Source organism: Pseudomonas fluvialis (assembly GCF_014207935.1).
Taxonomy (GTDB): domain Bacteria; phylum Pseudomonadota; class Gammaproteobacteria; order Pseudomonadales; family Pseudomonadaceae; genus Aquipseudomonas; species Aquipseudomonas fluvialis_A.
Genome location: NZ_JACHLL010000001.1, coordinates 70,766 through 94,647 on the forward strand (window position 1 = coordinate 70,766; position 23,882 = coordinate 94,647).

The following is a 23,882-nucleotide window of genomic DNA, read 5'->3' on the forward strand; positions in this document are numbered from 1 at the left end:
CAACATAGAAACAGTATTGACCTCCAGCTAACTGACCATGATGAAAAAGAGACGCCAGGGTTAGTTTCTCCCGCTACAGCCACTCGACATGCTGCTCCAGCGGAAAGCGCAGACGCGGGTTATACACCGCCTTCTCGCCCGGTTTGCCCACTGCCAGCAGCATGATCGGAATGGCCTGACGCGGCAGGTTCAGCACCCGGCGCAGACGCACCTCGTCGAACCCCTCCATCGGGCAGGTGGCGTAGCCGTGGCTCTGGAACGCCAGCATCAGGTTCTCCGCCGCCAGCGCCGTGGACTTGACCGCCCACAGACTCATCTGCGCCTGACTGTTGGGCGTGCGCATCAGCGCCCGGCGCAGCCCGAGCAGACGCACCAGCTGGCGTTTGAACAGGCCGCGCCAGCCACACCAGCCCTGGTTGTACTGAAAGGGCGCGGTCTTGCGGTAAAAGTGCCGGATACGCTCCGGTACCTCGGCTTCGGGCCAGTAGTCGATGACATTGGCACACGCCTGACGCCAGGTATCGGGGCGGGCCAGCACGGCGATGATCAGCGGAGCCCTGGCCGCATGCTGGCCCATGCACACCGGGTGCAGTCGCTCCAGCAGCGCCGGCTCGCGGATCACCTGGAAGCTCCACGGCTGCAGGTTGCAGGAATTGGGCGCCAGCACCGCCAGCTCAAGGCAATCGCGGATCACCGCTTCCGGCACAGGCTCATTGGTAAAACGACGCACGGCACGGCGACTCTCGATCAGCGCACGCAGCTGAGCAGGTGAGCAGGTCGCAACGGACAGATCGGCAAGCGGCTGGTTCATGGTCAGGTTCCTTGGCTGATGCCGCTCTTGTAGCGAGACGTGGCGCCAGCCACAAGCACCACGGACAAATCAGCCGCGCCCTTGGCCAAAGTGCGGCCTACCCAGCGGCCAGATCAGCCGACCGCCGGACTTGTCCGACAACTGACGCCGGCTATGCTCTGGGCTTGAGGGGAGCAGCTGCCAAATCGATCACAGAATCGCCGGGCAGCCGCAAGAGTCAGTCATCTGACACCATGGCATCAGGGAGGATGTAGCCCATGCCCTTCAATCAAAGCCTGCGTAGCCGCATGCTGCTTTATCTGGTGCTGATCCTGCTGATCTTCAGTGGCATCGGTTACTGGAGCACCGGGCGCCTGCTGGCCCACAGCCAGCACAACCATGAACAGCGTTTTGCCGAGGCAGACCTGCGACGCCTGCAGACGCTGCTGCACAGCCAGCAACAGAACCTCCTGCATACCCTGCTGGATTACAGTCGCTGGGATGACACCCTGAATTATCTCGACACCCGCAGCAGCGCCTACCTGAAAAGCAACTACACCCGCGATTCGCTGGAGAATCTGGGCATCGACCTGGTGCTGTTTCTCTCCACGGACCTGCAAGTGCTCGAAGGCCTGCACCTGCACGATGGTCGCCTGCAGACAGTGACCACACATAACCCGCTGTGGCAGCAGCTCAAGCCCATCCTCGCGCAACGCAGCCAGGGTGAGCTGAATGAGGGCATCAAACTGGTACTTTGGGCCGAAGGCACCGCGGTACAGCTCGCCATTGGACCGATCACCGACTCGGACCAGAGCCAGCCTGCCGCCGGCTGGCTGGTGTTTGCCCGGCACCTGGATGCTCCTCGTCTGCAGCGCCTGCAAAGCGAAAGCGGCGTGGCATTCAGCCTGCAGGCCAATGGCTCGCCCCTGCCGGACACTGAATCCGGCGCGCAGATTGTCGCCAGCGACCTGCTCAAGGACTGCCTTGGCCTGAGTGACGTGCGCCTGCTGATCAGCCGTCCCCTGGCAGCACAAAGCCACCTGGCCCTGGCCGAACGCCTGCAACTGGGCAACAGCCTGCTGATCCTGTTTCTCGCCACCCTCAGCGTCGCCCTGCTCCTTGAGCACCTGGTGCTGCGCCGACTCAGCCGCCTGCAGCGAGTGGCCCACCTGCACCAGCCTGCGCCCGGGGAGCAACCGGTCGGCGACGAGCTGGATCAGCTGTCACACTCCCTGCACAGCACCCTGAACGAGCTCAAGCACGCCCACCGCGACCTGTATGCCGAAGTGCGCCGCGATGCCCTCACCGGCCTGGGCAACCGCAAGCATTTCGACGAATGCCTGGTGCTGTTCCAGGCCCTGCAGCAACGCCACGACAACATGCGCACCACGCTATACCTGTTCGATCTGGACAACTTCAAGCTGGTCAACGACTGCCTTGGCCATGAAGCCGGCGACCACGTGCTGCAGCAGATTGCCGAACGCATCCGCAGCATGATCCGCGCCAGCGACAGCGCCATCCGCCTGGGAGGTGACGAGTTCGCCATTCTCAGTATCAGCGACTGCGACGAGCTGGGCATGCAGACCTTTGCCGAGCGCCTGCTTGAAGCCATCCGCCAACCCCTGCTGATCGACGGCATCCGCATGACTCTGAGCGCCTCCATGGGCATCGCCGACAGCAAGACCGGCATGAGTCAGGATCAGCTGCTGCGCAATGCCGACATCGCCATGTACGAGGCCAAAAGCCTTGGCAAGGGCAGTGTTGCCTTCTTCTCCGCGCAGATGCACGAACAGGTGCGCGAGCGCATGAGCATCGAACAGGACCTGCGCGCCGCGCTGGCCAACGGCCAGCTTGAAGTCTGGTTCCAGCCGATCGTCGACCCGAACGGCCGCCCGCTGATGCTCGAAGCCCTGGCGCGCTGGCCACGCAACGGCACGCTGTTCCCGCCGGACCGCTTTATCCCGGTGGCCGAAGAGTCCGGTCTGATCGACGAACTGGGCATGTACATCGCCCGCAACGCCATCAGCGCCCTGCCTCGCCTGCAGGCCGTGCAACCCGGGCTTGAGCTGAACATCAACCTGTCGGTCAAGCAGATGCTGCAGGACGACCTGGCCACACAGCTCTGCACCCTTGTCGACAGCGCCCAGGTGCCGCGCCGTCTGGTGCACTTCGAACTGACCGAAAGCGCCTTCGCCGACCACCAGCAGAACCTGGAACAGCAATTGTTCAACCTGGCCAGCGAGGGCTTCGACCTGCATATGGATGACTTCGGTACCGGCTATTCCTCGTTGCAACGCCTACAAAGCCTGCCGATGAGCGCGCTGAAGCTGGACAAGTCGTTCACCCGGCAGATCGGCCAGGGCGATGAGCGCATCGCCCGGGTCATCCTCTCCCTCGGCGAGCAGTTGCAGATGCAGGTGATTGCCGAAGGCGTGGAAACCGAAACCGAGCGGCGCCGCCTGCAGGAGCTGGGCTGCCCGCTGATGCAGGGCTTCCTGTTCGGCAAACCCATGCCCGAACAGGAACTGATCACCTGGCTGCGGCTGCACTCGGCCAGTCCGGCTCCCGCCACTGGTATCAGTCGCGCCAGCTGACTGGTCGCAGGCAGTGGGCGCCTGCTAAGGTGCGAGACCGTTCCACCAGGCCCACGCCATGCTGTTTTCCGACCCTCTGCTGGCTCCCAGCGAAACCCTGCCGTGCCCCACGCACGTCCCTCCCGAGTGGCACAGGGGCCGCCAGCACTATGCCGTGTGGCTGCTGGAGATCGAGCAGGATGAAGTCCTGCAGCGCCTGCAGCAGGCCCGCCACCACCTCGGCGCCTGGCTGACCGACAGCCACCGCCAGGCCCATATCACCCTGGCCATTGCCGGTTTTCTGGTCGAGCAAACCCGGCTTGACGACGATGCCTGCCCGCTGCAGCTGGCGGCACTGCGCCAACAGCTGCGCGAACAGCCGCCCCGCGCCATCATCCTGACCCTTGGCGGTCTGGACAGTTTTGCCAGTGCCGCCTTCCTCAAGGTTGGCGACCCACAACGGCAACTGCCCGACCTGCGCCAGCAGCTGGCCCGCGGCGATGATTTTCGCGACAGTCCCTACCTGCCGCATCTGACTGTCGGCCTGTACCACCAATGCCTGCCAGCCACCGAGGTACAGGCCCGGCTGCGCGCCTTTCCCCACACTCAGCCACTGTGGCTGACCTGCCGCAGCCTCAGCCTGTGTCATTACCAGGCTGACGAGTTGCAAGGCCCGTTGCACTGCATCGAGCGTTTTTCCCTGAGCAGCCGCTAAAGCTCACCCCTGACCAGCCGATTGACTAAGCTCAAGACTGAGCCTGAGCCCCACGGGCTGACTGGCTCGCCGGCGTGTCCCGCGCAGTAGGCGCCACTCTCACTCAAGGAAGCGCTCCGCATGTCCCAAGGCTTTCTCAATCATTTCCTGCCCCAGCAGCACAGCGACCAGGCCAGCCTGTTGCAGGGACGTACCCTGGCCTTTTCCGGCCTGTGCAGCCTGGTCATAGGTCTGTACAGCGCGATCAAGTGGGGACGCCTGGGCAACGGTGCCCTGGTCGAAGGCTCGCTGCTGCTGATAATCGGCATGCCGCTGATGCTGCTGGTCCTGCGCCAGGCCTGGCTGTCGCGCACGGTCATCGCCAATCTGGCTCTGGCCTGCATGATCAGCTATGCCTCGATCCTGGTGTACCAGTTGGGCGGCCTGCATTCGGCGCATATCTTCTGGCCACCGACCCTGATCGTCTTCGCCTACCTGCTTGCCGGCGGCCTCAGTGCCAGCTTCTGGACCCTGGTGCAGATCGCCTTCGTGTTGTGGCTGATCAGCCTGGAACGCAGCGGCGCGGCGCTGCCACAGTTCGAGCTGAGCCCACGAGATGCCACGGTCAACCAGTTTTCCGGCTACATCCTGCCCATGCTCACCCTCTGGCTGGCGCAGTGGTACAACACCCACCTGCGCGAGCAGGCGCTCAGCGAAGCCGGTCAGAGCCTGCGCCAGGCCGAAGCCAATGCTGCCCAGGTAGCCCAGAGCAGCGCCAACCTGGCCGGCCTGCTCGAAGAAGTGCGGCAGAGTGCCGAAGAGCTGCAGCAGGTTGGCCTGCAACTGCAGCAAACCCTCGGCCACATGCACCAGCGCTGCCAGAGCATCGACGGCGATGCCCGCGAACAGGCCGAGCTCAGTCAGCAGCTGGACTCTGCCCTGGCCCGGGTGCTGCAGCAGGTGGATGACGGCAACCAGCAGATGCACGAACTGAACGCCGACACCCAGCGCAGTTCCCAGCAGATGGACGACTGCGCCCAGCGCATGAGCCAGGCCCAGCTGAGCATGCAGGACATCCAGCAGAGCAATGGGCGCATCGCCGAATCGATGCAGATGATCAGCGCCATCGCCGCGCAGACCAACCTGCTGGCCCTCAACGCGGCGATCGAGGCGGCACGGGCCGGCGAGCAGGGACGCGGCTTTGCCGTGGTGGCCGAAGAAGTGCGCAACCTGTCGCAACGCAGCAACCAGACCGCCGACGCGGTACAGAGCGTGCTCGGCCAATCCCAGGGCACCGTGGACACTGGCGTCAGCCAGGTCAGCGATGTCGGCGAAGCCCTGCGCGCTAGCGCCGAGCAGACCCGTCACCTGTCCAGCGCCATCCTCGAACAGAGCCACAACCTCGACCAGGCCCATGTACAGTTGCTCACTCTGCGTGACCTCAGCGCCCAGCAGCACACCGCCAGTGCCCGCCAGCGCGATGCCAGTGCCGAGCTGCTCAACGCCCAGGATTCCCTGGTGAGTCTCGGCCAGCGCCTGGCCAGCCTGGCCCAGCAGCTGAACCAGCGCATCAGCCGCAGTTGATGCCGCTACAGGGCTTCACGGCACACACAGCAACACCTATACTGTATGCGCATACAGTAAAACATTTTAACTAACGCAGATGGGAATGAGGTGATGAATGGCCGTCGAAGTGGTGTACCGCAGCAGTCGAGATCCGGAGCGCCTGTTCATGGATAAGGCCGAAGCCGACCGTCACGACAAGATGCTCGAACTGGCCGAGTCGCTGGCCGAAGTCCTGCAGCAGGCGGTGCCGTCGCTCAGCGAAGGGCAGGTCGAGGAGCTGGGCATTTTCATGGCCAAGCACCGCGATACCTTCGCCCGCGCCTTCAAGAACCAGCCGGATGCCCTGCAGGAACTCAAGGATGGCACAGGCAATCAGCCGAGCTGATAGATGACGCGGTCACGCCCCGCCGCCTTGGCCTCGTAGAGCAGGCCATCGGCGCGGCTGAGCATCTGTTCGAAGCTGCTGTGCTCAACATCCAGTGGGCTGATCCCGGCACTCACGCTCAGACGAACCATGCTGCCGTCGTCCAGGGTCAACGCCCAGTTGCGCAGACGCTTCTGCAAGCGTTCCACCCAGTGCGCCGCCTGCGTGACCGTGGTGTGCGGCATCAGCACGGCAAACTCCTCGCCACCCAGGCGGCCCAGGCTGTCATTGCTGCGCACCTTGCCCGCCAGCAGATGGGCGAACTCGCACAGCACACGGTCGCCAACGGCATGCCCATACTGGTCATTGATCGCCTTGAAGTGATCGAGATCGAACATCACCAGGCTCAGGGCAAACTGATAGCGCTGCGCCCGCTGCACTTCATGCTGACCGATCTCGAAGAACTTGCGCCGGTTGTGCAGCCCGGTCAGGCCGTCGGTATCGGCCAGCAGCTTCAGCTCGTTGGTCAGTTGACGCAGGCTGGTGATGTCGGTGGCCACCAGGCCGGTGGCATACAACTGGCCATGCTGATCGAAGATGGGAAACTTCACCGAAAGAAAATGCCGCAACTGGCCGTCTACCGGCGCGACTTCCTCGACCTGCAAGGTCTGCCGGCGCTTCTGCACCTTGAGGTCGGCCTTGCGAAACTCGCGGGCGATTTCCGGCGGAAACAACTCATGGTCGTCACGCCCGATGAACTCGCTGCAGGCACGGTGAAACAGCCGCGAATACTCACTGTTGACGAACAGGTAACGCCCTTCGAGGTCCTTCGCACCGATCACCGCATGGGAGTGGTCGGCGATGGCGCGAAACAGCAGCAGCTCGCGCATCAGGTCGCTGCTGATTGCACTGTCCACTACCCACTCGTCCATCGCCCGGCCTCCGAGGCCCACCTGCCCTTACTGGCAGCATAGCCGGCCATCACGACAGCGCCGTGGCAGCCGACGGCAGGTGTCAGCGCCTACTAGGGTCTGTTGCCGTTTCGGCACAGCCGCGACGGAGCCGTTTTTTTTGCGCACGGCAAGGCGCGAGATGCGAAGTTTAGCGAGCTAAATGAGCCATCGAGCAACACCGCTGTGCGCAAAAAACGGCCCGTCCCTGCGGGTTGCGCGGCAAATGGCGCCAGTCGTTGTTGCAGGACTTGGCAAGGGAACGACCATTGCCGGCGCCCTGCGCCTAGCCTGGCGCTATTTGGCGCAGCAACGCGGTCTGCGCCGAAACGGCAACAGCCCCTAAGCGTCAGCCTGCTCCAGTGCATCCACCAGCGCCTTGAGAAAGCGCGCCGCCTCGCCGCCGGTGGCCACGCGATGATCGAAGGTCAGCGACAGCGGCAGGATCGGGTGGATCACCACCTGCCCCTGCCAGGCCACCGGTTCGTCGCGAATGCCGCCGGCGCCGAGAATGGCCACCTGTGGCGGCACGATCACCGGGTTGGCATAACGACCGAACAGCGTGCCGAAGTTCGACAGGGTGAGGGTTGCCCCCATCATTTCCTGCGGCGGGATGGAACGTGCCTTCACGTCCGCGCGCAGGCGCGCCATGCCATCACGCAGGTCCTGAGCGCTGCGAGCGCCGACATTGCGCAGCACCGGCACGAACAGACCGTCCGGGGTATCCACGGCAATCCCCAGATCGACCTGCTCATGGGTTTTCAGGCTCAGACTGCGACCATCGAACCAGCTGTTGAAGATCGGTTCAGCGCGACAGGCCACGGCAATGGCCTGGGCAATGCGCACCAGCGGGTCGCGTGCCTCGCGCCAGCGATGCAGATCGGCATCCCCGACCAGCACCACCGGCACCACCTCGGCATGGGAACGCGCCATGTTCAGGGCCATGCTGCGCCGCACGCCGCGCAGTTTTTCGCCGCCAAAGCGGTTGCTCTGGGTCTGCGCTGCCGCCTCGACATCGGCGCGGGTCACCAGACCATCGGCACCGCTGCCGTTCAGGCTGCTCAGCTCCACGCCCAGCTGGCGCGCCAGCTGACGCACAGCCGGGGTGGCGCGCGGCGCCAGATGTTCGCGGGTCGAGGGCGCCGCGCCGATGCAGAAGCTGTCGCTACCGCTGGCGCCACCGGCGGCCAGCTCACCGACCACCGTGCCGCTGTCCCCTTCGCCCTCGTAGCCCAGCAGCGGCTCGCCGACATGCAGGATGTCGCCCGGACCGCCGAAGATTTTCGCCACCACGCCGTCATAGGGCGCGGGTATGTCGACGATGGCCTTGGCGGTTTCTACCGAGACCAGCAGCTGGTCGGCCTTGACCGCCTCACCAGTCTTCACGTGCCACTCGACGATCTCGGCTTCCTGCAGTCCCTCGCCCAGATCCGGCAGTTTGAAATACTTCATCGTCATCTCCTTGTTCCACCCGCTCCACGGGAGTGGGGCTGAGGGCTCAGGCGTAGTGCAGCACCAGATCACAGGCCGCGAGGATGTCCTCGACGCCGGGGATATACAGCGGTTCCAGGCGGTACAGCGGCGGCGGAATGTCCGGCGCGGTGACCCGCTGGATCGGCGCCTGCAGGTCCAGCAGCACCCGCTCGTAGAGGCTGGCGGCGATCTCCGCGCCAATCCCGCCACTGCGCGGTGCCTCATGCACGATCACGCAATGCCCGGTCTTGCGCACCGAGGCTTCCAACGTGGCCAGGTCAAGCGGCTTGATGGTGGCCACATCGATCACTTCAGCACTGACGCCCTGTTCGGCCAGCCGCTCGGCGGCCTGCAGGGTTTCCACCACGCTGGCACCCCAGCTGATCAGGGTCAGGTCGCTGCCTTCGCGCAGGGTGAAACAGCAGTCCAGCGGCAAGCGCTGGCCGTTGTCCGCCAGCGGCTGCGGGTTCATGCGGTAGAGCCTTGTCGGTTCGAGAAACACCACCGGATCGGGATCATCGATGGCCGCCAGCAGCAGGCCATAGGCCCGTGCCGGCGATGACGGGATCACCACGCGCAGACCGGGAATATGGGCGAACAGCGCCTCGGTGCTCTCACTGTGATGCTCAGGCGCGCGGATGCCAGCGCCCATCGGACTGCGCACCACCAGCGGACAGGACAAGCGCCCGCGGGTGCGATTGCGCAGGCGGCTGGCATGCGACACCAGGTGTTCCATGGCGGCATAGATGAAGCCGAGAAACTGGATTTCCATCACCGGTTTGAGGCCCTGCGCCGCCATGCCCACGGCCAGCCCGGCGATCATGGTTTCGGCCAGTGGCGTGTCGATTACCCGCTTGAAGCCATAGCTGTCGCGCAGGCCGGCGGTGGCGCGAAACACCCCACCATTGATGCCGACATCCTCACCCAGCACCAGCACGTTCTCGTCCTCGGCCATGGCGCGGTGCAGCGCCAGGTTGACCGCCTCCAGCAGACTGCGTTTGACCTCACTCATGTTCGCCTCCTGCGGCGCGCGCAGCACGCTCAGCCAGCCACTCGCGCTGCTCGGCCAGCGCCGCCGGCCACTGTGCATAGACGTGCTCCAGCACCGACGACCAGTCCTGTGCGGGTGTCTGCTCGAAGCCGTCCACCGCCTCCTGCAGCTGCGCCTGGCACTCGGTGATCAGCGCCTGTTCTTGCTGCTCATCCCACAACCCCTGATCGGCCAGGTAGCGCTGCAGGCGGCGGATCGGCTCGGCCAGCCAGGCCTGCTTGACCTCCTCGGCCGAGCGATAGCGGGTGGCGTCATCGGCGGTGGTGTGGTCGCCTAGGCGGTAGCTGATGCACTCCAGCAGGTGCGGCCCCTTGCCCTGCCGAGCTCGCTCCAGAGCCACCTGCAGGCGGTCGTAGACGGCGATGATGTCGTTGCCGTCCACCTGTTCACCGGCAAAGCCGGCGCCGATGGCCTTCTGCGCCAGGCTCGGGGCACCGCTCTGAATGCGCCGCGGGGTGGAGATGGCCCACTGGTTGTTGTTGACCACGAACAGCACCGGCAACTGCCAGGCACCCGCGACATTCAGCGCCTCGAGGAAGTCACCCTTGCTGGTGGCGCCATCGCCACAGGTGGTGACCGCCACCCGGTGCTCGCCGCGCACCTTGAACGCCGTGGCCACGCCGCAGGCATGCAGAGCCTGGGTGGCAATCGGCACGCACAGCGGAAAGTCCTCGGCGGCGGCCGGACTGGCGTAGGCACTGCCGCGCTCGTCGCCACCCCAGTAGAGAAAGATCTCGCGCATGCTCACCCCGCGCAGCAGTTGCACGGCGGTATCGCGGTAATAGGGCACCAGCACATCGCGGGGCTGCATCAGGCTGCCAATGGCCACGCCGATGGCCTCCTGACCGAGGGTTGGCGCGTAGGTGCCGATCCGCCCGGTACGCTGCAGGGCTACGGCCTTCTGGTCGAACAGCCGGGTCAGCACCATCTGTCGGTACAGGCGCACCAGCAACTGGCCATCCGCGGCCCAGGCCGGCAGTTCTCTGACCACCTGGCCGGCAGCATCCAGGTAGCGGGTAAAGGGGAGGTCGATCGGTAGATGCGGCATCTGCTCACTCCTCATCACGCCGGGTAGGCATGTCGGTTTCACGCCACGGCTTATGGCCATGACACTCCCCCGTCAGCACTGATTGGCAGCTAACGGGCGTACAGCAACTGTTCGGCCAGGGCTTCGGCGACCCGCGCCGGGGCGCGTTTGTCAGCCTTGGCATGGGCATAGATTTCGCTCAGGCGCCCACCGATACGACTCAGGTGAGCGGTCACGGCGGCGGCACCGGCGCCCTGGTAGGTCAGGGCCACATGAATCAGGCCACCGCTGTTGATCACATAGTCCGGCGCGTGCAGGATGCCGCGCCGCTCCAGGGCATCGGCCACCTCCAGACTCGACAACTGGTTATTGGCTGCCCCGGCGACCACCGCACAGCGCAGCTGCGCCACGGTGGCCGGATTGAGCACGGCACCCAGGGCGCAGGGTGCGAGGATGTCGCAAGGCGTGGCCAGCAGCGCCTCGGCCGCCACCGGGCGGGCCTGCAGCTCATCCACGGCCAGCTGCACGCGGCCGCTGTCCAGATCGCTGACATACAGCTCGGCACCCGCCGCCACCAGCAGCTCGGCCAGGGCATACCCCACCTGCCCCAGCCCCTGTACAGCCACACGCAGGCCCTGCAGATCGTCACTGCCCAGACGGTCGAGGGCGCTGGCACGAATGCCGGCAAACACGCCCAGCGCGGTATGCGGTGACGGGTCGCCAGCCGCGGTGGTGCTGGTGACAAAGGATGTGGTCTGGGCGATGCAGTCCATGTCGGCGCTGGAGGTGCCGCTGTCGACGGCGGTGATGTAGGCACCACCGAGGGAGTCGATCATCCGCCCGAAGGCCTCGAACAGCTGGGCGCGGCTGGGAATGTGCGCCGGGCGCAGAATCACCGACTTGCCACCACCGAACGGCAGGCCGGCCAGCGCCGCCTTGTAGCTCATGCCGCGGGCCAGGCGCACGGCATCGTCGAGGGCGGCCTGTTCATCCGGGTAGGCGAGATAACGGCAGCCGCCCAGGGCTGGTCCCAGGTGGCTGTTGTGGATGGCGATGATGGCTTGCAGCCCGCTGTCAGGATCACGGGCCAGGTGCAGGGACTCCAGCCGGGCGGCTTGCATCAGGCTGAACATGGGCGCCTCCGAGAGGGTCGTTCTGCCTCAGTATAGGAGCCCTGCCGACGCTGACCCGATCAGCCGGGCATAAGCGATGCCCGGCTGATAACCCGCACTACCCGATCAATTGCTCGCGGTCAGGCTGACGACGATCTTGTCGCTGTAGCGGCTGACCACATAGGGCACCGAGCGCTCCTTGTAGTTCTGCAGCGACTTCTCGATGTAGGCGAAGGTGATGCCGACCTTCTTCAGTTTCTGGCTCACCTGCGCCTGACCGGCATACTGCTGGTCGAGGCTGGCCAGTTGCTGACGGAATTCCTGGGCCAACTGGTCAACCGGCTTTTCCAGGTCCTGGGCGTTGTCATAGATCGCCGAACCGCCGTCGAGGCTGGCAGATTCGCGCACGTACTCGGCGGCGATGCGCTGCATGAGAATGGCCTGATCCTGCAGCGGGTTGCCCTTGACGCCCTTGCTGGCCAGCTGTTCTTCCAGGCGCTGATAGCCTTCGCGCAGGGCATGCTGGCTGGCCGAGAGGTCGTTGACCGTGTGCAGATCGACATAGCCCTGTTCGAGCAGTTCGTCGGTGGCGACGATGCCGGCAAACTTGCGCCCCTCGTCCTGCACCGCCTTGATTTCTGTCTCCAGCCCCAGGCCACTGGCCTGCTCGTCGAGCTGCTCGAGCTGGGTGAGAAAGCTCGCGCTTTCCGCCTTGAGCTGGCCGCCGACGTTTTCCGCACCTTCCTGAATGCTGTGCAGGTGGAACAGCGTCTGCAAGCGATAGCTGGCCAGCTGCTGCTGCTCCAGGCTGGTCAGCAAGGCCGCCGAATCGCCCTGCGCCACGGCCTGACCGGCCAGCAACAGCAAAGCACCCAACGAACCGTTCCGAATCAAAGATGACATCCTAGTACCCCTTTCGCGTTCACTACCCTGTCGAAGCTGGCACAGCCCCCAACCACCCGACACTGGACGAAGGTTAGGTCGCCGTCGGTGGCTGGCCCCCTGCCAGAACTGCCTTTGTGCTGCTCCACGGCTTTTCCGGGCCGAACAGCGACTGTGCCATAGCCTGGGAGAGCCTCGCCAGCCGTGCGACAACACGGCGCAGCAGGCGGGCGAGCCTACTCACGGAGTGTTACCGGCAGAAGTCAGACCTCCCCCATCTGGGCGATGGTCACTACCGATCAGCGGCGTACTGTGCAGGCTACCCCACACAACAACAAAAGAGGGTTCGCCGCATGCGTCAGTTACTCCTGTCCTGCCTGCTCTGCCTGTCCAGCCTGGCCCACGCCGCCACCGGGGTATTCCCCGACAGCACCTTCCAGAACCTCGACCACGGCCTGTACTGGTTCGGCTATGGCGACAGCTGGCAGAAGGCCGTGCCCGGCCAGAGCAATGCCTACTACAGCGCCAGCAAGCCCACGGTGATCTATGTGCACGGCTGGCAGAACGGTTCGAGCCAGGCCAAGAACCGCGAGACCTTCAACCGCAAGGACGCCGGTGGCCCCGACCTCGATCTGGCCTACGCCTGGCTGGCCGCCGGCTACAACGTCGGCATCCTCTACTGGAACCAGTTCGCCGATGAAGGCGAGGTAAAGGACGCCGAAGCGAAGATCTGGACCGCCACCGGCCCGCGCGCCATGCGCTGGAAGAACAGCAGCGGCGTGTACAGCACCGGCCCGAGCATTTCCGCCGGCGAGCTGCTGTTTCGCAGCTACCGTGACAACCTGGCCGGCTACAGCGGCAGCAACATCCGCCTGCTCGGCCACTCGCTGGGCAACCAGATGGCCATCGTCATCGCCAAGAAGATCAGCGACGCCGTCACTGCCGGCAGCATGAACAGCAAGCTGCTGCCCAAGCGCGTGGCCCTGCTCGACCCCTTCTATTCCAACTACGCCAAGAGCTACCTGGGCAACAAGTGGGTCGGCGAGGTCTGCCGCAGCTACGTCAGCGAGCTGAAAACCAAAGGCGTGATCTTCGAGGCCTACCGCTCCTCCGGCGCCAGCAGCACCGGTTTCATCGGCGACAGCAACAGCGGGCTGATGAACATGACCGCCTTCACCGAACTCAAGCCCTGGTACTTCGGCTCCACCCAACTGACCGAGAAGCACAACGCGGCGGTCTGGCACTACCTGTGGTCGTTCAGTTTCAACCCGCCGCTGATCACCGGCACCAGCAGCCAGGCAGCCTCGGCCAAAACCAGCGACAGCCGCATCAGCACCCTGATGAGCGGCACGCAGAAACTGGTACACGACCAGGGTGCCTACACCAAGGAACCGTCGGACGACAATTTCACCCTGCAGGCACGCTGAGTCTCCGGCAGAAACGACAAGGCCGGCATTTCGCCGGCCTTGTCGCATTCAGTCAGCAGATAACCCTCAACCGGCATACTTCTGCAGGTTGGCCATCATTTCCTTCATCGCCTCGATATTGTCCTTCGGATGGGCAGCGCCTTCGAAGTCACAGATGCGGGCGAAATTGGCAGCCACGTCATCCGGGCTGAAACCGGCACGCGGGTCGAAACCGGCACCCAGGCTGCGCTCCCAACGCACCTTGCCCATCCAGCCGCCACCGACTTCGAACAGGCCGCCGGTTTCCTCGCAGGCTTCGCTGCCGAGGAACACCACCAGCGGGCTGACCAGCTCGGGCTTGAGCTGCTCGAACACCTGCGGCGGAATCAGGCCTTCGGTCATGCGCGTGCCACCGGTGGGGGCAATGGCATTGACCAGGATGTTGTTCTTGCGGCCTTCGATGGCCAGGGTACGGGTCAGGCCGTACAGGCCCAGCTTGGCCATGCCGTAGTTGGACTGGCCGAAGTTGCCGTAGATGCCCGAGGTGGACGCGGTGAAGATCACGCGACCGAAATTCTGCTCGCGCAGGTGCGGCCAGGCGGCGTGGGTGACCTTGTAGGCCCCTTCGACGTGGACCTTGTAGACCAGATCCCAGTCGGCGTCTTCCATCTTGACGAAGGACTTGTCGCGCAGGATGCCGGCGTTGTTCACCACCACGTCGATGCGGCCGAAGGCATCCAGAGCGTTTTGCACGATCTTGCCGCCATCGGTTACCGAGTCATGGTTGGCCACCGCGGTACCGCCAGCGGCACGAATCTCTGCCACCACCTTGTCGGCTGCCGAAGCATTGGCGCCCTCGCCGTGGGTGCTGCCGCCCAGATCGTTGACCACCACCTTGGCGCCATGCTGAGCAAACAGCAGGGCATGGGCACGGCCCAGGCCACCGCCGGCACCGGTGACGATCACTACTTTGTCTTCGAAACGCACTGCTTCAGTCATGCAAAAAACTCCTGCGCCAGGCTTGGGGATGGCGCGAGTGTCAGGCAGGCTCCGCGTGCCGGCAACAATCGCCGCCAGCGCTGAATGATGAGCGATAAGACAGCGGCATGATCAGCCGCGCTGGATCAGGCTCAGGTGGTTGTACAGATGCAGCACATGCGCCTCGGCATACTCGGCGTGGCTTAGCTCACCATAGGCAAAGTGCGGCTGCAACGCGCCCTGGTGCGCGGCAAAACGGGCAAAAGCCTGCTGCAGCCGGGCCAGTGCATCGCTCACGGCCACCGGGCTGTCGATGGCCGGCGCGCCGGGGATCGGCTGATCCAGCGGGTGACGCATGGCGCCGCGGGCGGCAAACACGCTGAACGCCAGCGGCCCGACGGTCTGGCGGAACCAGGCCGGCTTCAGCTCGGGGTAGCCGTCGATACTGAAGTCGATGCTCTGCGCGCAGTGGTTGAAGACTTCGGTCGGCGACCAGCCCTGACGGCTGACCAGCGGCTCGGTCGCCAGGCGTTGCAGCAACACCAGCGCGGCATCGATGCTCAGCGCCGCTGGCGCAGGCCCTGCCGGTAGGCGCCAGTAACCGGCACCCAGCGCCGCCGCCCCACCGACCGCGAGCACCCCGAAAAACCGCCGTCTCTGCATATTCATGCCTCCCTGCCCTGACGAAACGCCAGGTAATGTGCCAGCACCGCTTCGGGTGCCTCGACCTGTGGATAGTGGCCGATAGTCTCCAGCAACACGCAGTCGGCGTTCGGAATCAGTTCACGGTAGCGCTCGACCATGTGCGCCCCGGAAATCGGGTCGGCCGCGCCATCGATCACCCGCAGCGGCACGCGCGTGCGCTGCATGGCGCTGACCCAGCGTTCGCGCTGCACGCGGCGTTCGGGCATATACCGAATCAGCCGGTGCATCACCGCCGGGCCGTTGTGACTCTGGATCAGACTCCAGAAGGCATCCAGCTCGGCCGCCGACGGCTGGGTCTGCGGACCGAAGATCCGGGAAAGGTTGGCCGCCAGCTTGTCCCGGCTGAAAAAGCGGCCGATCAACGCGCCGATCGGGCTGAGCAACAGCTTCTGCACCAGCACCGGATGGTGGGTTTCCGGAAACAAACCGCCATTGAGGAACACGCAGCTGGCCAGGGCAAAGCGCCCTTCCTCATGCCGTGCCAGCAGCTCCTGGGCCACGCTGTCGCCGTAGTCATGGGCCAGCACATGCACCGACCCGCTCACACTCAGGTGCGTCAACAACGCCTGCTGCAGATCGGCCTGCTCCAGCAGGCTGTAGGCATGCCCGCGCGGCTTGGCCGAATCGCCGAAGCCGAGCATGTCGCAGGCGATCAGCCGATAGCGCTCGGCCAGAGGCTGCCACAACAAGTGCCAGTCCCAGGCGGCAGTAGGAAAACCATGAATCAGCAGCAGTGGCTCGGCATCACTCGCACCAGCCGTCCAGTAGGCGATAGCCTGCCCTCTGAAGTCGAATGTCTGACTCCGGGCGCGCCAGTCGCCCAGAGCAATGCCCGTCAGCGCCATTACTGATCGTAACCAGGCATCTGCGCATCCAGTTTGCGCAGCAGTGCCGGCCACGGCAGCGCGCCGCCCATGCCCACCGGCGTGCGCATCACACCCGCCATCATCTGCATGGCGCCATCGAGCACCCCCTGCGGGATATGCACCAGCTCACCGCCGCCACTCTGCGCCATGACCTGGATTTCGCAGGCGCGCTGGAAGATGAACATCATCAGGAAGGTATCGGCGACGCTGCCGCCAGCGGTCACCAGGCCGTGGTTGCGCAGAATATAGAAGTGCTTGTCGCCGAGATCCGCCTGCAGGCGCGGTTTCTCGTCCGCGCGCAGGAACACGCCTTCGTAGTCGTGATAGGCCAGGCTGGAGAGCACGAACAGCGACTGCTGCGACAACGGCAACAGGCCGCACTTCTGCGCCGCCACCGCGACTCCGGCGGCGGTGTGGGTGTGCAGCACGCAGTTGGCATCCGGGCGCACTTCATGCACCGCGCTGTGCACTGTGTAGCCGGCCGGGTTGATCTCGTACTGGCTTTCCATGAGTTTTTTGCCCGCCAGGTCGACCTTGATCAGGCTGGACGCGGTGATCTCATGGAACATCATCCCGTAGGGGTTGATCAGGAAGTCTTCGGTGCCGGGTACCTTGGCCGAGATGTGGGTAAAGATCAGATCATCCCAGCCATGCAGGGCGATAAGGCGGTAGCAGGCGGCCAGGTCGACACGGGTCTGCCATTCGGCAGCGGAGACCTGATCCTTGACGTTGGGCAGATTCAGTTGGGCAGTCATGACTCACCTCGGCGTGTTGTTATGCCGATGGAGTCTAGCGACTGCCCACCGCGTCACCAGTTGCCCGGCGAGCCAGCATCGTGGCTTTGCCGGTCAGAGCAGTTCGGGATACTCGGCGAGCAGGCGGGACCATTCACGCTGCGCCTGCGGATCGTCACTGAGCAGGCGAAAGCCTGCGAACTCGAACGCCGGCGCCACCGTGCAGCCCACCAGGCAGTAATCCCCCAGGGCTCGCGCCGCCTGCCAGGCATGGGCCGGCACGGCGCGCTGCGGCAGGCAGTCCGCCATCACCGGTCCCAGACGCTCGCAGCGCAACTGCTCGGGCGACTCGGCAATCAGCAGCTCCAGGCCATCACCTTCATGGAAGTGCCACAGCTCGTCGGCATCCACCCGGTGCCAGCGACTGATCGCCCCGCCCGGCAGCAGAAAGAGAATGGCGCTGCTGGCCAGGCGACCGCCGGGCAGTTGCTGCGCCGAGGCGAAGACACGGCGGTAATAGCCGCCCTCCGGATGCGCCAGCAAACCCAGTTGCTCGATCAGCTGCAGGGCACGCGGGTGCATATCAGCCCTTGAGCGCGGCAATGAAACCGGCCAGCCAGGGCTCGGCATCGGCTTCCGGGGTCACCGTCTCGCTGGCATCCAGGCGCAGCATCGGCAGGACTTCCTCAAGACCCAGTTCGCCATACAGCTCACGCACCAGCTCGCCACCGCCACAGAAGGTATCGCCGTAGCTGGCATCGCCCAAGGCGATGACCGCCGCCGGTTTGCCGAACCAGGCCGGCAACTGATCACGAATGGCAAAGTACAGCGGCTGCAGGTTTTCCGGCAGCTCGCCCATGCCGGTGGTGGCGGTGACGGTGAGGAATGCCTCGGGCTCGAACGCCTTGAGCTCTTCCAGGCTCATCCGCGGCGCATGCCAGGCATCAAAACCAGCCTCTTTAAGCAGGCGCTCGGCATGCCGGGCCACTTCTTCGGCGGTGCCGTACACAGAACCCGAGAGAATCGCGACTTTCATGAAAACTCCGAAACATATGTGCCAGGCGCACATTATGCCGCAACCGCGCGCTTTGCCTTAGAATGCCAGGGAATCCGACCGGGAAGTCCGCCGATGATCAACGCCAAGCTGCTGCAACTGGTAGTCAACGCCTCCAATGACGGCATCGTGGTCGCCGAGCAGGAAGGCGATGACAACATCCTCATCTACGTCAATCCGGCGTTCGAGCGCCTGACCGGTTACCACAGCGACGACATCCTTTATCAGGACTGTCGCTTCCTGCAGGCCGGTGATCGCGAGCAGGCCGGGCTGGCAGCCATCCGCCAGGCGGTGAAGGACAATCGCCCCTGCCGGCAGATCATCCGTAACTACCGCAAGGACGGCTCGCCCTTCTGGAATGAACTGTCGATCACCCCGGTGTTCAACGAAGGCGACCAGCTGACCTATTACATCGGCATCCAGAAGGATGTCACCGAGCAGGTCGAAGCCACCGAACGGGTAAAACAGCTGGAAGCCGAGGTCGCCGAACTCCAGGCCGAACTGGCGAAACTGCGCGGTTAGAGTCATGTCCCGTCGAAAGGACTGAAAATTGCTTGTTCCTTCGGCAAGCCATTTCCGTCAAAATTCCGACATGACCGACAAATCCCTGCTCAACCGCGATGAACTGGAATACATCCAGCAGATTCTCGGCTACAGCCTGAGCCCCAGCACATTGCCCACCCCGACGTTCCGGGTGGATGGCGGTGCCGCAGCCAATGCGCTGTTCGCGGCACTGGGCAGGCAGGCCGATCTGCATCTGGAGGCGGTATTCGGCGATCAGCGCCTGCGCTTCCCACTGCAACTGGTCGAAGACGAATTCCATGCCCTGCATCTGGAACTGGGGGCGCCTGGCATCTTTCAAAATGGTCCGGTGCAGCGCCCCTGGCGCCTGCCGCTGGATACCCCGCTGACACTGCTGCATGACAATGGCCAGGCCAGCAGTCTGGAGGTGCATGAGCTGTCCCCGGCCGGGGTACTGCTGAAATCCACCGACCTGCTGCCACCACCCGACAGCTTTGCCCTGTGGCTGCCGCTGCCCGATCAGGAGCCGGTGTTGCTGCGCGGCAATCGCGTGCGCCATACCAGCAGCGACCTAACCGCCTTCCGTCTGGAGATGCCGCCGGCCAGTCATGCCGAGCGCCTGCGCCACTTCATTTTCCAGCAGCACCGCCTGCGTCATCCGCAACTGCAGCAGCGCTGAGACGCACACCCTTCTCAAATCGCAGGCAAAAAAAATCCGGTAGCCAAAAGTGGGGACGACTACCGGAGTGCGCAGGCTGTGTGAAGCAATCAATCAGGCAGCAAATTCATCCTCGGCAAAGGCCATCAGGGTGGCTTTGCCAGCCTGAACCTCGGCCAGCAGGCTGTCGGTTTCAGTGAGCACGCGAGCCACATAGAAATCCGCCGACTTGAGCTTGGCGCCATAGAACCGGGTCTCGCTGCTGCCGGCCGCCAGCTTCTGCTGAGCCACCAGGGCCATGCGCGACCACAGCCAGGCCAGCGTGGTGAGGGCAAACAGGCGCAGGTAAGGCACCGATGCGGCGCCAGCCTGCTCGGGGTCCTTCATGCCTTCGCTGGCAATCCACAAGGTGGCCTGCTGCAGTTGCTTGAGCGCCTTGCCCACCGCCGCCGCATGCGGCGCCTCGGGATTGGCCTTGAGCCAGCCTTCAACCAGAGCAAAGAAACTGCGTACGGCACGACCGCCGCCGAGGCCCAGCTTGCGCCCGACCAGATCCAGCGCCTGAATGCCATTGGTGCCTTCGTAGATACGGGTGATGCGGCAGTCACGCACCAGTTGCTCGATTCCCCAGTCTTCGGTAAAGCCCGAGCCGCCCAGCACCTGCAAGCCCTCGTTGGAACAGTTGTGGCCTTCATCAGTGAGGAACGCCTTGACCACAGGAGTCAGCAGCTGCACCAGATCGTCGGCCCGCTCCCGAATCTGGGCATCCTCATGCTCGTGCGCCACATCCAGGTGCAGGCCGGTGAAGTAGGCGAGTGCGCGGCAGCCCTCGATCATCACCTTCTGCCGCAGCAGCATGCGCCGTACGTCCGGGTGCACCAGAATCGGATCAGCCGGCTTGTCGGCAGCCTTGGGACCGGACAGCGAGCGACTCTGCAGACGCTCCTTGGCGAAGCCCAGGCTGATCTGGTACGCGCTCTCGGCGATACCCAGTCCCTGCATGCCGACCATCAGGCGCGCCGAGTTCATCATGGTGAACATGCACTTGAGGCCCTTGTTCGGCTCGCCGATCAGCCAGCCCTTGGCGCCTTCGAAGTTCATCACGCAAGTAGCCGAGCCCTTGATACCCATCTTGTGCTCAAGGCCGCCGCAGAACGCCGGGTTGCGCGAGCCGTCTTCGAGGAACTTGGGCACCAGGAACAGGGAGATACCCTTCACGCTGTCCGGCGCGTCCGGCAGCTTGGCCAGTACCAGATGGATAATATTGTCGACCAGATCCTGCTCGCCGCCGGTGATCCAGATCTTGGTGCCACTGATGGCGTAGCTGCCGTCAGCCTGGGGCACGGCGCGGGTGCGGATCAGGCCAAGGTCGGTGCCGCACTGCGGCTCGGTCAGGCACATGGTGCCAGTCCACTCACCGCTGATCAGCTTGGGCAGGTACTGCTCCTGCTGCTCGCGCGTGCCGTGCTGGGTCAGCGCGTTGATCGCGCCATGGGTCAGGCCCGGGTACATGCCCAGCGACAGGTTGGCCGAGCAGACCATCTCCTCGACCATCATGTTCAAGACATGCGGCAGGCCCTGACCACCGAACTCTGGGGTACAGGCCAGCGCGGTCCAGCCGCCCTCGGCGAACTGCTGGTAAGCAGCCTTGAAGCCATCCGGGGTTTTTACCGACTTGCTTTGCGGGTCGTACTGGCAGCCCTGCTTGTCGCCGGGGCCATTGAGCGGCGCGAGCACGTTCTCCGCCAACTTGGCGGCTTCCTCCAGAATGGCGCCACCGAGATCGTTGCCGAACTCGCGCTGCGTGGGCAGCGACTGCAGGGTGGCATAAGCGTCGAGCACTTCATCAAAGACAAAGCGCATATCACGTAACGGGGCACGGTAAGCGGGCATGTGGGCCTCCAAAATCTATACAAGGCAAATTCTTGTACAGCTTTTGTATAGCTTTTTACAAAGGACGTGCAAGTACTTTTCGCTCAGACACAGCAAGAAAGTGACCTGGACAGTGCTATCCGGTCACAAAGCAGCGCAGAAAGAAGGGAAGGATCAGGTATCCAGATGACCACGCAGCAACTGCTGCAAGCGGCGCTGCAGGGTGCGCGCATCGCTACCCAGGCAGGCGACCGGCGAGCCGGCCAGCTGTTCTTCGGCCAACTCGGCCACTTCACCCGCTACCGCCAGCGGGCAATCCAGAGCCAGGGCCAGCTTGCCTAATTGACGGGAAAAATCGGCGGCCGGCGGGTGATTGGAGAACAGTACCAGCAGTTGCGGCTGGAGCTTTTCGCAAACCAGGGTCAGCTCGGCCAGCGGCTGCCCCAACGGCAGTACGGTCAGGGCAATCTCGCTGCTGGCCAGCAGCACGCCCGCCACCAGCAGCTCCAGCTCATGGCACTGACCGGGAATGGCACTGAGCACCACCCGCGCGCCCTGCCCCCGCGCCAGTTGCAGGCGCTGCAGCACGCGCCCGCGCAGAAAGGCATCGAGGAACAGCCACTCACTGGTCTGACCGAAACCGTCCTGGCTCAGCAGTAGCTCCTGCCAGACCGGCAGCAGGACATCCTGAAACACCACCGGCAGCGGGTAACTGGAGAACACCTGGCCGTAGACCTGCTCCAGGCGCGCCTCATCGAAGGCTGCCACGGCGCGGCGCACCTGACGCTGCCATTCACCCCACTCGCCCAGCGCTACTTCCTCGTACACCGGCGCGGCCGCCGCACGCTGAGCCTCGCTGCGCTCAAGGATCTTGCCGACCTTGCTCACGGCCACGCCGCGCTCCAGCCAGGCAAGGATGCTGCGCACGGCATCGATATCGGCCTGCGAATACAGGCGATGGCCACTGTCGGTGCGGGTCGGCTGAATCAGACCGTAGCGCCGCTCCCAAGCCCGCAGGGTGACCGGATTGACTCCCGTAAGCCGCGATACCTCGCGAATCGGAAACAGCTCTTCCTGCTTGAGGGAAGCGGAAACGAGGTCGGTCATGGCTAGGTATCGCGCTGATGGGCTTGCCGGCATTGTAACCCAGGGGCCCGACGGCTTAAATTGTACAAAAGCTGTACAAAGGAAGCCCATCATGCTGCCACACTGGCCACTACGCCTGTACTACGACGGTGATTGCCCGCTGTGCGCGCGAGAAGTTGCCCTGCTACGCCGTCGCAACAGTGCCGAGCGGCTGGTACTGATCGATATCAGCCAGCCGGATTTCGACCCAACCAGCACGCCATTCAGCCTGATACAGCTGCAGACCGTGCTGCACGCACAGGACGCCAACGGCCACTGGCTGAAAGGACTCGACGCCACCTATGCCAGCTGGCTGGCCGCAGACCTCTGGCAACTCAGCTGGCTACTGGCCTGGCGTCCGCTGCGCAGCCTGCTGCATCCACTGTACTGGCTCTTCTGCTGGCTCCGCCCCGGCCTAACCTGGCTTCCCCATCCAGATGGCGCCAGTCGCTGCACTCAGGATCGCTGCGCCCCCGGCAAACGCCGGAACTGACCCTCGCCCAGATAAATCTGCTCAATTCCATTACAAGAAAACCAAACATGTACAACAAAGAGAAAGCATTCACCTCCCCAAGAAGCCCACTAATACCCTGAAAATGCCGGAAAATCGGCTTTCAGCTCACCCACCCGCTTTATCCACACGCAGCGCATGGTTGTACAAAATAAAATCGTGGTATAAGTTTACATCAAGTTCAGTCGGCCAAAAGCAGCTTTGGTCAGGTTATGCCGGCGGTCGCTGAACCCTACTCTTTCTGCCCACGAGGCCTGCATGAGCACGCAATCCGCCCCCATCCTGATCACCGGCGCCAGCCAGCGTATTGGCCTGCATTGCGCCGAGCGATTGCTGGACAGCGGCCAGCCCGTGATCATCAGCTATCGCAGCGAGCGACCAGGAGTTGGAAAACTGCGGGAGCGCGGCGCTATCTGCCTGCCGGCCGATTTCGCCAGCGAAGCCGGCATCCTGGCCTTCATCGACCAACTCAAGCAGCACACTGACTGCCTGCGTGCGATTGTGCACAACGCCTCGGCCTGGCTGAACGAAACACCCGGTCATGAGGCAGAAGCCTTCCAGCAGCTGTTCAGTGTGCACATGCTGGCGCCCTATCTGATCAACCTGCACTGCGCCGAGCTGCTGCGCCGGTCGCAACCGGCCGACATCGTGCACATCAGCGACGATGTCGCCCGCAAGGGCAGCGCCAACCGCATTGCCTACTGCGCCAGCAAGGCTGGTCTGGACAGCCTGACCCTGTCCTTTGCCGCCCAACTGGCACCGCAGATCAAGGTCAACGGCATCGCGCCGGCACTGATCCAGTTCAACGAAGACGATGACGACGAATACCGCAGCAAGACGCTGGCCAAATCCGCTCTGGGCATAGAGCCCGGCGCCGAGGTGATCTACCAGAGCCTGCGCTATCTGCTGGACAACCCCTACGTCACGGGCACCACCCTGACGGTCAACGGCGGCCGCCATCTCAAGTAA

Annotated in this window: 24 protein-coding genes; 9 read left to right on the top strand and 15 right to left on the bottom strand. The window is 64.1% G+C overall.

The genetic code is table 11. The annotated features are described in order from the left end of the window. Positions 1 to 73: 73 nt before the first annotated feature. Positions 74 to 811, bottom strand: a complete 738-nt coding sequence (locus tag HNP49_RS00320; protein ID WP_184679624.1) for a nitroreductase family protein — start codon at positions 809 to 811, stop codon at positions 74 to 76. Between the two features lie 257 nt (positions 812 to 1,068). On the opposite strand from HNP49_RS00320, the gene HNP49_RS00325 reads away from it, so the two are divergent. The 4 genes from HNP49_RS00325 (at position 1,069) to HNP49_RS00340 (ending at position 6,008) form a co-directional block, all read left to right on the top strand. Continuing rightward, positions 1,069 to 3,384 (top strand): bifunctional diguanylate cyclase/phosphodiesterase, encoded by a 2,316-nt coding sequence (locus tag HNP49_RS00325; protein WP_184679625.1) that lies wholly within the window; start codon positions 1,069 to 1,071, stop codon positions 3,382 to 3,384. A 58-nt stretch (positions 3,385 to 3,442) separates the two neighbouring features. Next, positions 3,443 to 4,078, top strand: a complete 636-nt coding sequence (locus HNP49_RS00330) for a 2'-5' RNA ligase family protein (protein ID WP_184679626.1) — start codon at positions 3,443 to 3,445, stop codon at positions 4,076 to 4,078. A 1,023-nt stretch (positions 4,079 to 5,101) separates the two neighbouring features. Then, the gene (locus tag HNP49_RS18875; RefSeq protein ID WP_409372519.1) at positions 5,102 to 5,641 is read left to right on the top strand and encodes a methyl-accepting chemotaxis protein; all 540 of its coding nucleotides are present in this window, start codon (positions 5,102 to 5,104) and stop codon (positions 5,639 to 5,641) included. Positions 5,642 to 5,738: 97 nt separating this feature from the next. After that, positions 5,739 to 6,008 carry a YebG family protein gene (locus HNP49_RS00340; RefSeq protein ID WP_184679628.1) on the top strand — a complete coding sequence of 90 codons (270 nt, stop codon included), beginning with the start codon at positions 5,739 to 5,741 and terminating at the stop codon, positions 6,006 to 6,008. Here HNP49_RS00340 and HNP49_RS00345 read toward each other — a convergent pair. The 6 genes from HNP49_RS00345 to HNP49_RS00370 form a co-directional block, all read right to left on the bottom strand. Continuing rightward, positions 5,996 to 6,919: a sensor domain-containing diguanylate cyclase gene (locus HNP49_RS00345; RefSeq protein ID WP_184679629.1), complete on the bottom strand. Its 924-nt coding sequence runs from the start codon at positions 6,917 to 6,919 to the stop codon at positions 5,996 to 5,998. The genes HNP49_RS00340 and HNP49_RS00345 overlap by 13 nt on opposite strands. Before the next feature lie 360 nt (positions 6,920 to 7,279). Continuing rightward, on the bottom strand, positions 7,280 to 8,389 hold the full coding sequence (locus tag HNP49_RS00350) for a dihydrolipoamide acetyltransferase family protein (protein ID WP_184679630.1): 1,110 nt from the start codon (positions 8,387 to 8,389) through the stop codon (positions 7,280 to 7,282). 46 nt (positions 8,390 to 8,435) lie between these two features. Beyond that, complete coding sequence (locus HNP49_RS00355; RefSeq protein ID WP_184679631.1) at positions 8,436 to 9,422, bottom strand: alpha-ketoacid dehydrogenase subunit beta; 987 nt, start codon at positions 9,420 to 9,422, stop codon at positions 8,436 to 8,438. Next, positions 9,415 to 10,509 carry a pyruvate dehydrogenase (acetyl-transferring) E1 component subunit alpha gene (gene pdhA, locus HNP49_RS00360; protein WP_184679632.1) on the bottom strand — a complete coding sequence of 365 codons (1,095 nt, stop codon included), beginning with the start codon at positions 10,507 to 10,509 and terminating at the stop codon, positions 9,415 to 9,417. The genes HNP49_RS00355 and pdhA overlap by 8 nt, the downstream gene beginning before the upstream one ends. Before the next feature lie 89 nt (positions 10,510 to 10,598). Continuing rightward, complete coding sequence (locus HNP49_RS00365; protein WP_184679633.1) at positions 10,599 to 11,621, bottom strand: Glu/Leu/Phe/Val dehydrogenase; 1,023 nt, start codon at positions 11,619 to 11,621, stop codon at positions 10,599 to 10,601. 105 nt (positions 11,622 to 11,726) lie between these two features. Further along, positions 11,727 to 12,503, bottom strand: a complete 777-nt coding sequence (locus HNP49_RS00370) for a hypothetical protein (RefSeq protein WP_184679634.1) — start codon at positions 12,501 to 12,503, stop codon at positions 11,727 to 11,729. Positions 12,504 to 12,835: 332 nt separating this feature from the next. On the opposite strand from HNP49_RS00370, the gene HNP49_RS00375 reads away from it, so the two are divergent. Next, on the top strand, positions 12,836 to 13,909 hold the full coding sequence (locus HNP49_RS00375; protein WP_184679635.1) for a hypothetical protein: 1,074 nt from the start codon (positions 12,836 to 12,838) through the stop codon (positions 13,907 to 13,909). 66 nt (positions 13,910 to 13,975) lie between these two features. On the opposite strand, the gene HNP49_RS00380 is transcribed toward HNP49_RS00375, so the two are convergent. The 6 genes from HNP49_RS00380 to HNP49_RS00405 form a co-directional block, all read right to left on the bottom strand. Beyond that, on the bottom strand, positions 13,976 to 14,887 hold the full coding sequence (locus HNP49_RS00380) for an SDR family oxidoreductase (protein ID WP_184679636.1): 912 nt from the start codon (positions 14,885 to 14,887) through the stop codon (positions 13,976 to 13,978). A 111-nt stretch (positions 14,888 to 14,998) separates the two neighbouring features. Then, positions 14,999 to 15,535 carry a DUF1569 domain-containing protein gene (locus HNP49_RS00385; RefSeq protein ID WP_260407022.1) on the bottom strand — a complete coding sequence of 179 codons (537 nt, stop codon included), beginning with the start codon at positions 15,533 to 15,535 and terminating at the stop codon, positions 14,999 to 15,001. Beyond that, positions 15,532 to 16,416, bottom strand: a complete 885-nt coding sequence (locus HNP49_RS00390) for an alpha/beta fold hydrolase (protein WP_184679637.1) — start codon at positions 16,414 to 16,416, stop codon at positions 15,532 to 15,534. The genes HNP49_RS00385 and HNP49_RS00390 overlap by 4 nt, the downstream gene beginning before the upstream one ends. Then, positions 16,416 to 17,192: a class II aldolase/adducin family protein gene (locus tag HNP49_RS00395; protein ID WP_184679638.1), complete on the bottom strand. Its 777-nt coding sequence runs from the start codon at positions 17,190 to 17,192 to the stop codon at positions 16,416 to 16,418. Before HNP49_RS00395 ends, HNP49_RS00390 begins: the two co-directional genes overlap by 1 nt. 93 nt (positions 17,193 to 17,285) lie before the next feature. Beyond that, positions 17,286 to 17,753 carry a cupin domain-containing protein gene (locus HNP49_RS00400; protein ID WP_184679639.1) on the bottom strand — a complete coding sequence of 156 codons (468 nt, stop codon included), beginning with the start codon at positions 17,751 to 17,753 and terminating at the stop codon, positions 17,286 to 17,288. Between the two features lies 1 nt (position 17,754). Next, on the bottom strand, positions 17,755 to 18,207 hold the full coding sequence (locus HNP49_RS00405; protein ID WP_184679640.1) for a flavodoxin: 453 nt from the start codon (positions 18,205 to 18,207) through the stop codon (positions 17,755 to 17,757). Positions 18,208 to 18,300: 93 nt separating this feature from the next. Between HNP49_RS00405 and HNP49_RS00410 the strand changes: the two genes are divergently transcribed. Together HNP49_RS00410 and HNP49_RS00415 are read left to right on the top strand one after the other, a co-directional pair. Then, the gene (locus tag HNP49_RS00410; protein ID WP_184679641.1) at positions 18,301 to 18,747 is read left to right on the top strand and encodes a PAS domain-containing protein; all 447 of its coding nucleotides are present in this window, start codon (positions 18,301 to 18,303) and stop codon (positions 18,745 to 18,747) included. Between the two features lie 70 nt (positions 18,748 to 18,817). Continuing rightward, on the top strand, positions 18,818 to 19,426 hold the full coding sequence (locus HNP49_RS00415; RefSeq protein ID WP_184679642.1) for a PilZ domain-containing protein: 609 nt from the start codon (positions 18,818 to 18,820) through the stop codon (positions 19,424 to 19,426). Between the two features lie 93 nt (positions 19,427 to 19,519). On the opposite strand, the gene HNP49_RS00420 is transcribed toward HNP49_RS00415, so the two are convergent. After that, a complete protein-coding gene (locus HNP49_RS00420) occupies positions 19,520 to 21,298 on the bottom strand; it encodes an acyl-CoA dehydrogenase C-terminal domain-containing protein (RefSeq protein ID WP_184679643.1) in 1,779 nt (592 codons plus the stop codon). Positions 21,299 to 21,451: 153 nt separating this feature from the next. Next, on the bottom strand, positions 21,452 to 22,384 hold the full coding sequence (locus tag HNP49_RS00425; protein WP_184679644.1) for a MerR family transcriptional regulator: 933 nt from the start codon (positions 22,382 to 22,384) through the stop codon (positions 21,452 to 21,454). Positions 22,385 to 22,475: 91 nt separating this feature from the next. On the opposite strand from HNP49_RS00425, the gene HNP49_RS00430 reads away from it, so the two are divergent. Next, a complete protein-coding gene (locus HNP49_RS00430) occupies positions 22,476 to 22,895 on the top strand; it encodes a thiol-disulfide oxidoreductase DCC family protein (protein ID WP_184679645.1) in 420 nt (139 codons plus the stop codon). 276 nt (positions 22,896 to 23,171) lie between these two features. Further along, positions 23,172 to 23,882, top strand: a complete 711-nt coding sequence (gene folM, locus HNP49_RS00435; RefSeq protein WP_184679646.1) for a dihydromonapterin reductase — start codon at positions 23,172 to 23,174, stop codon at positions 23,880 to 23,882.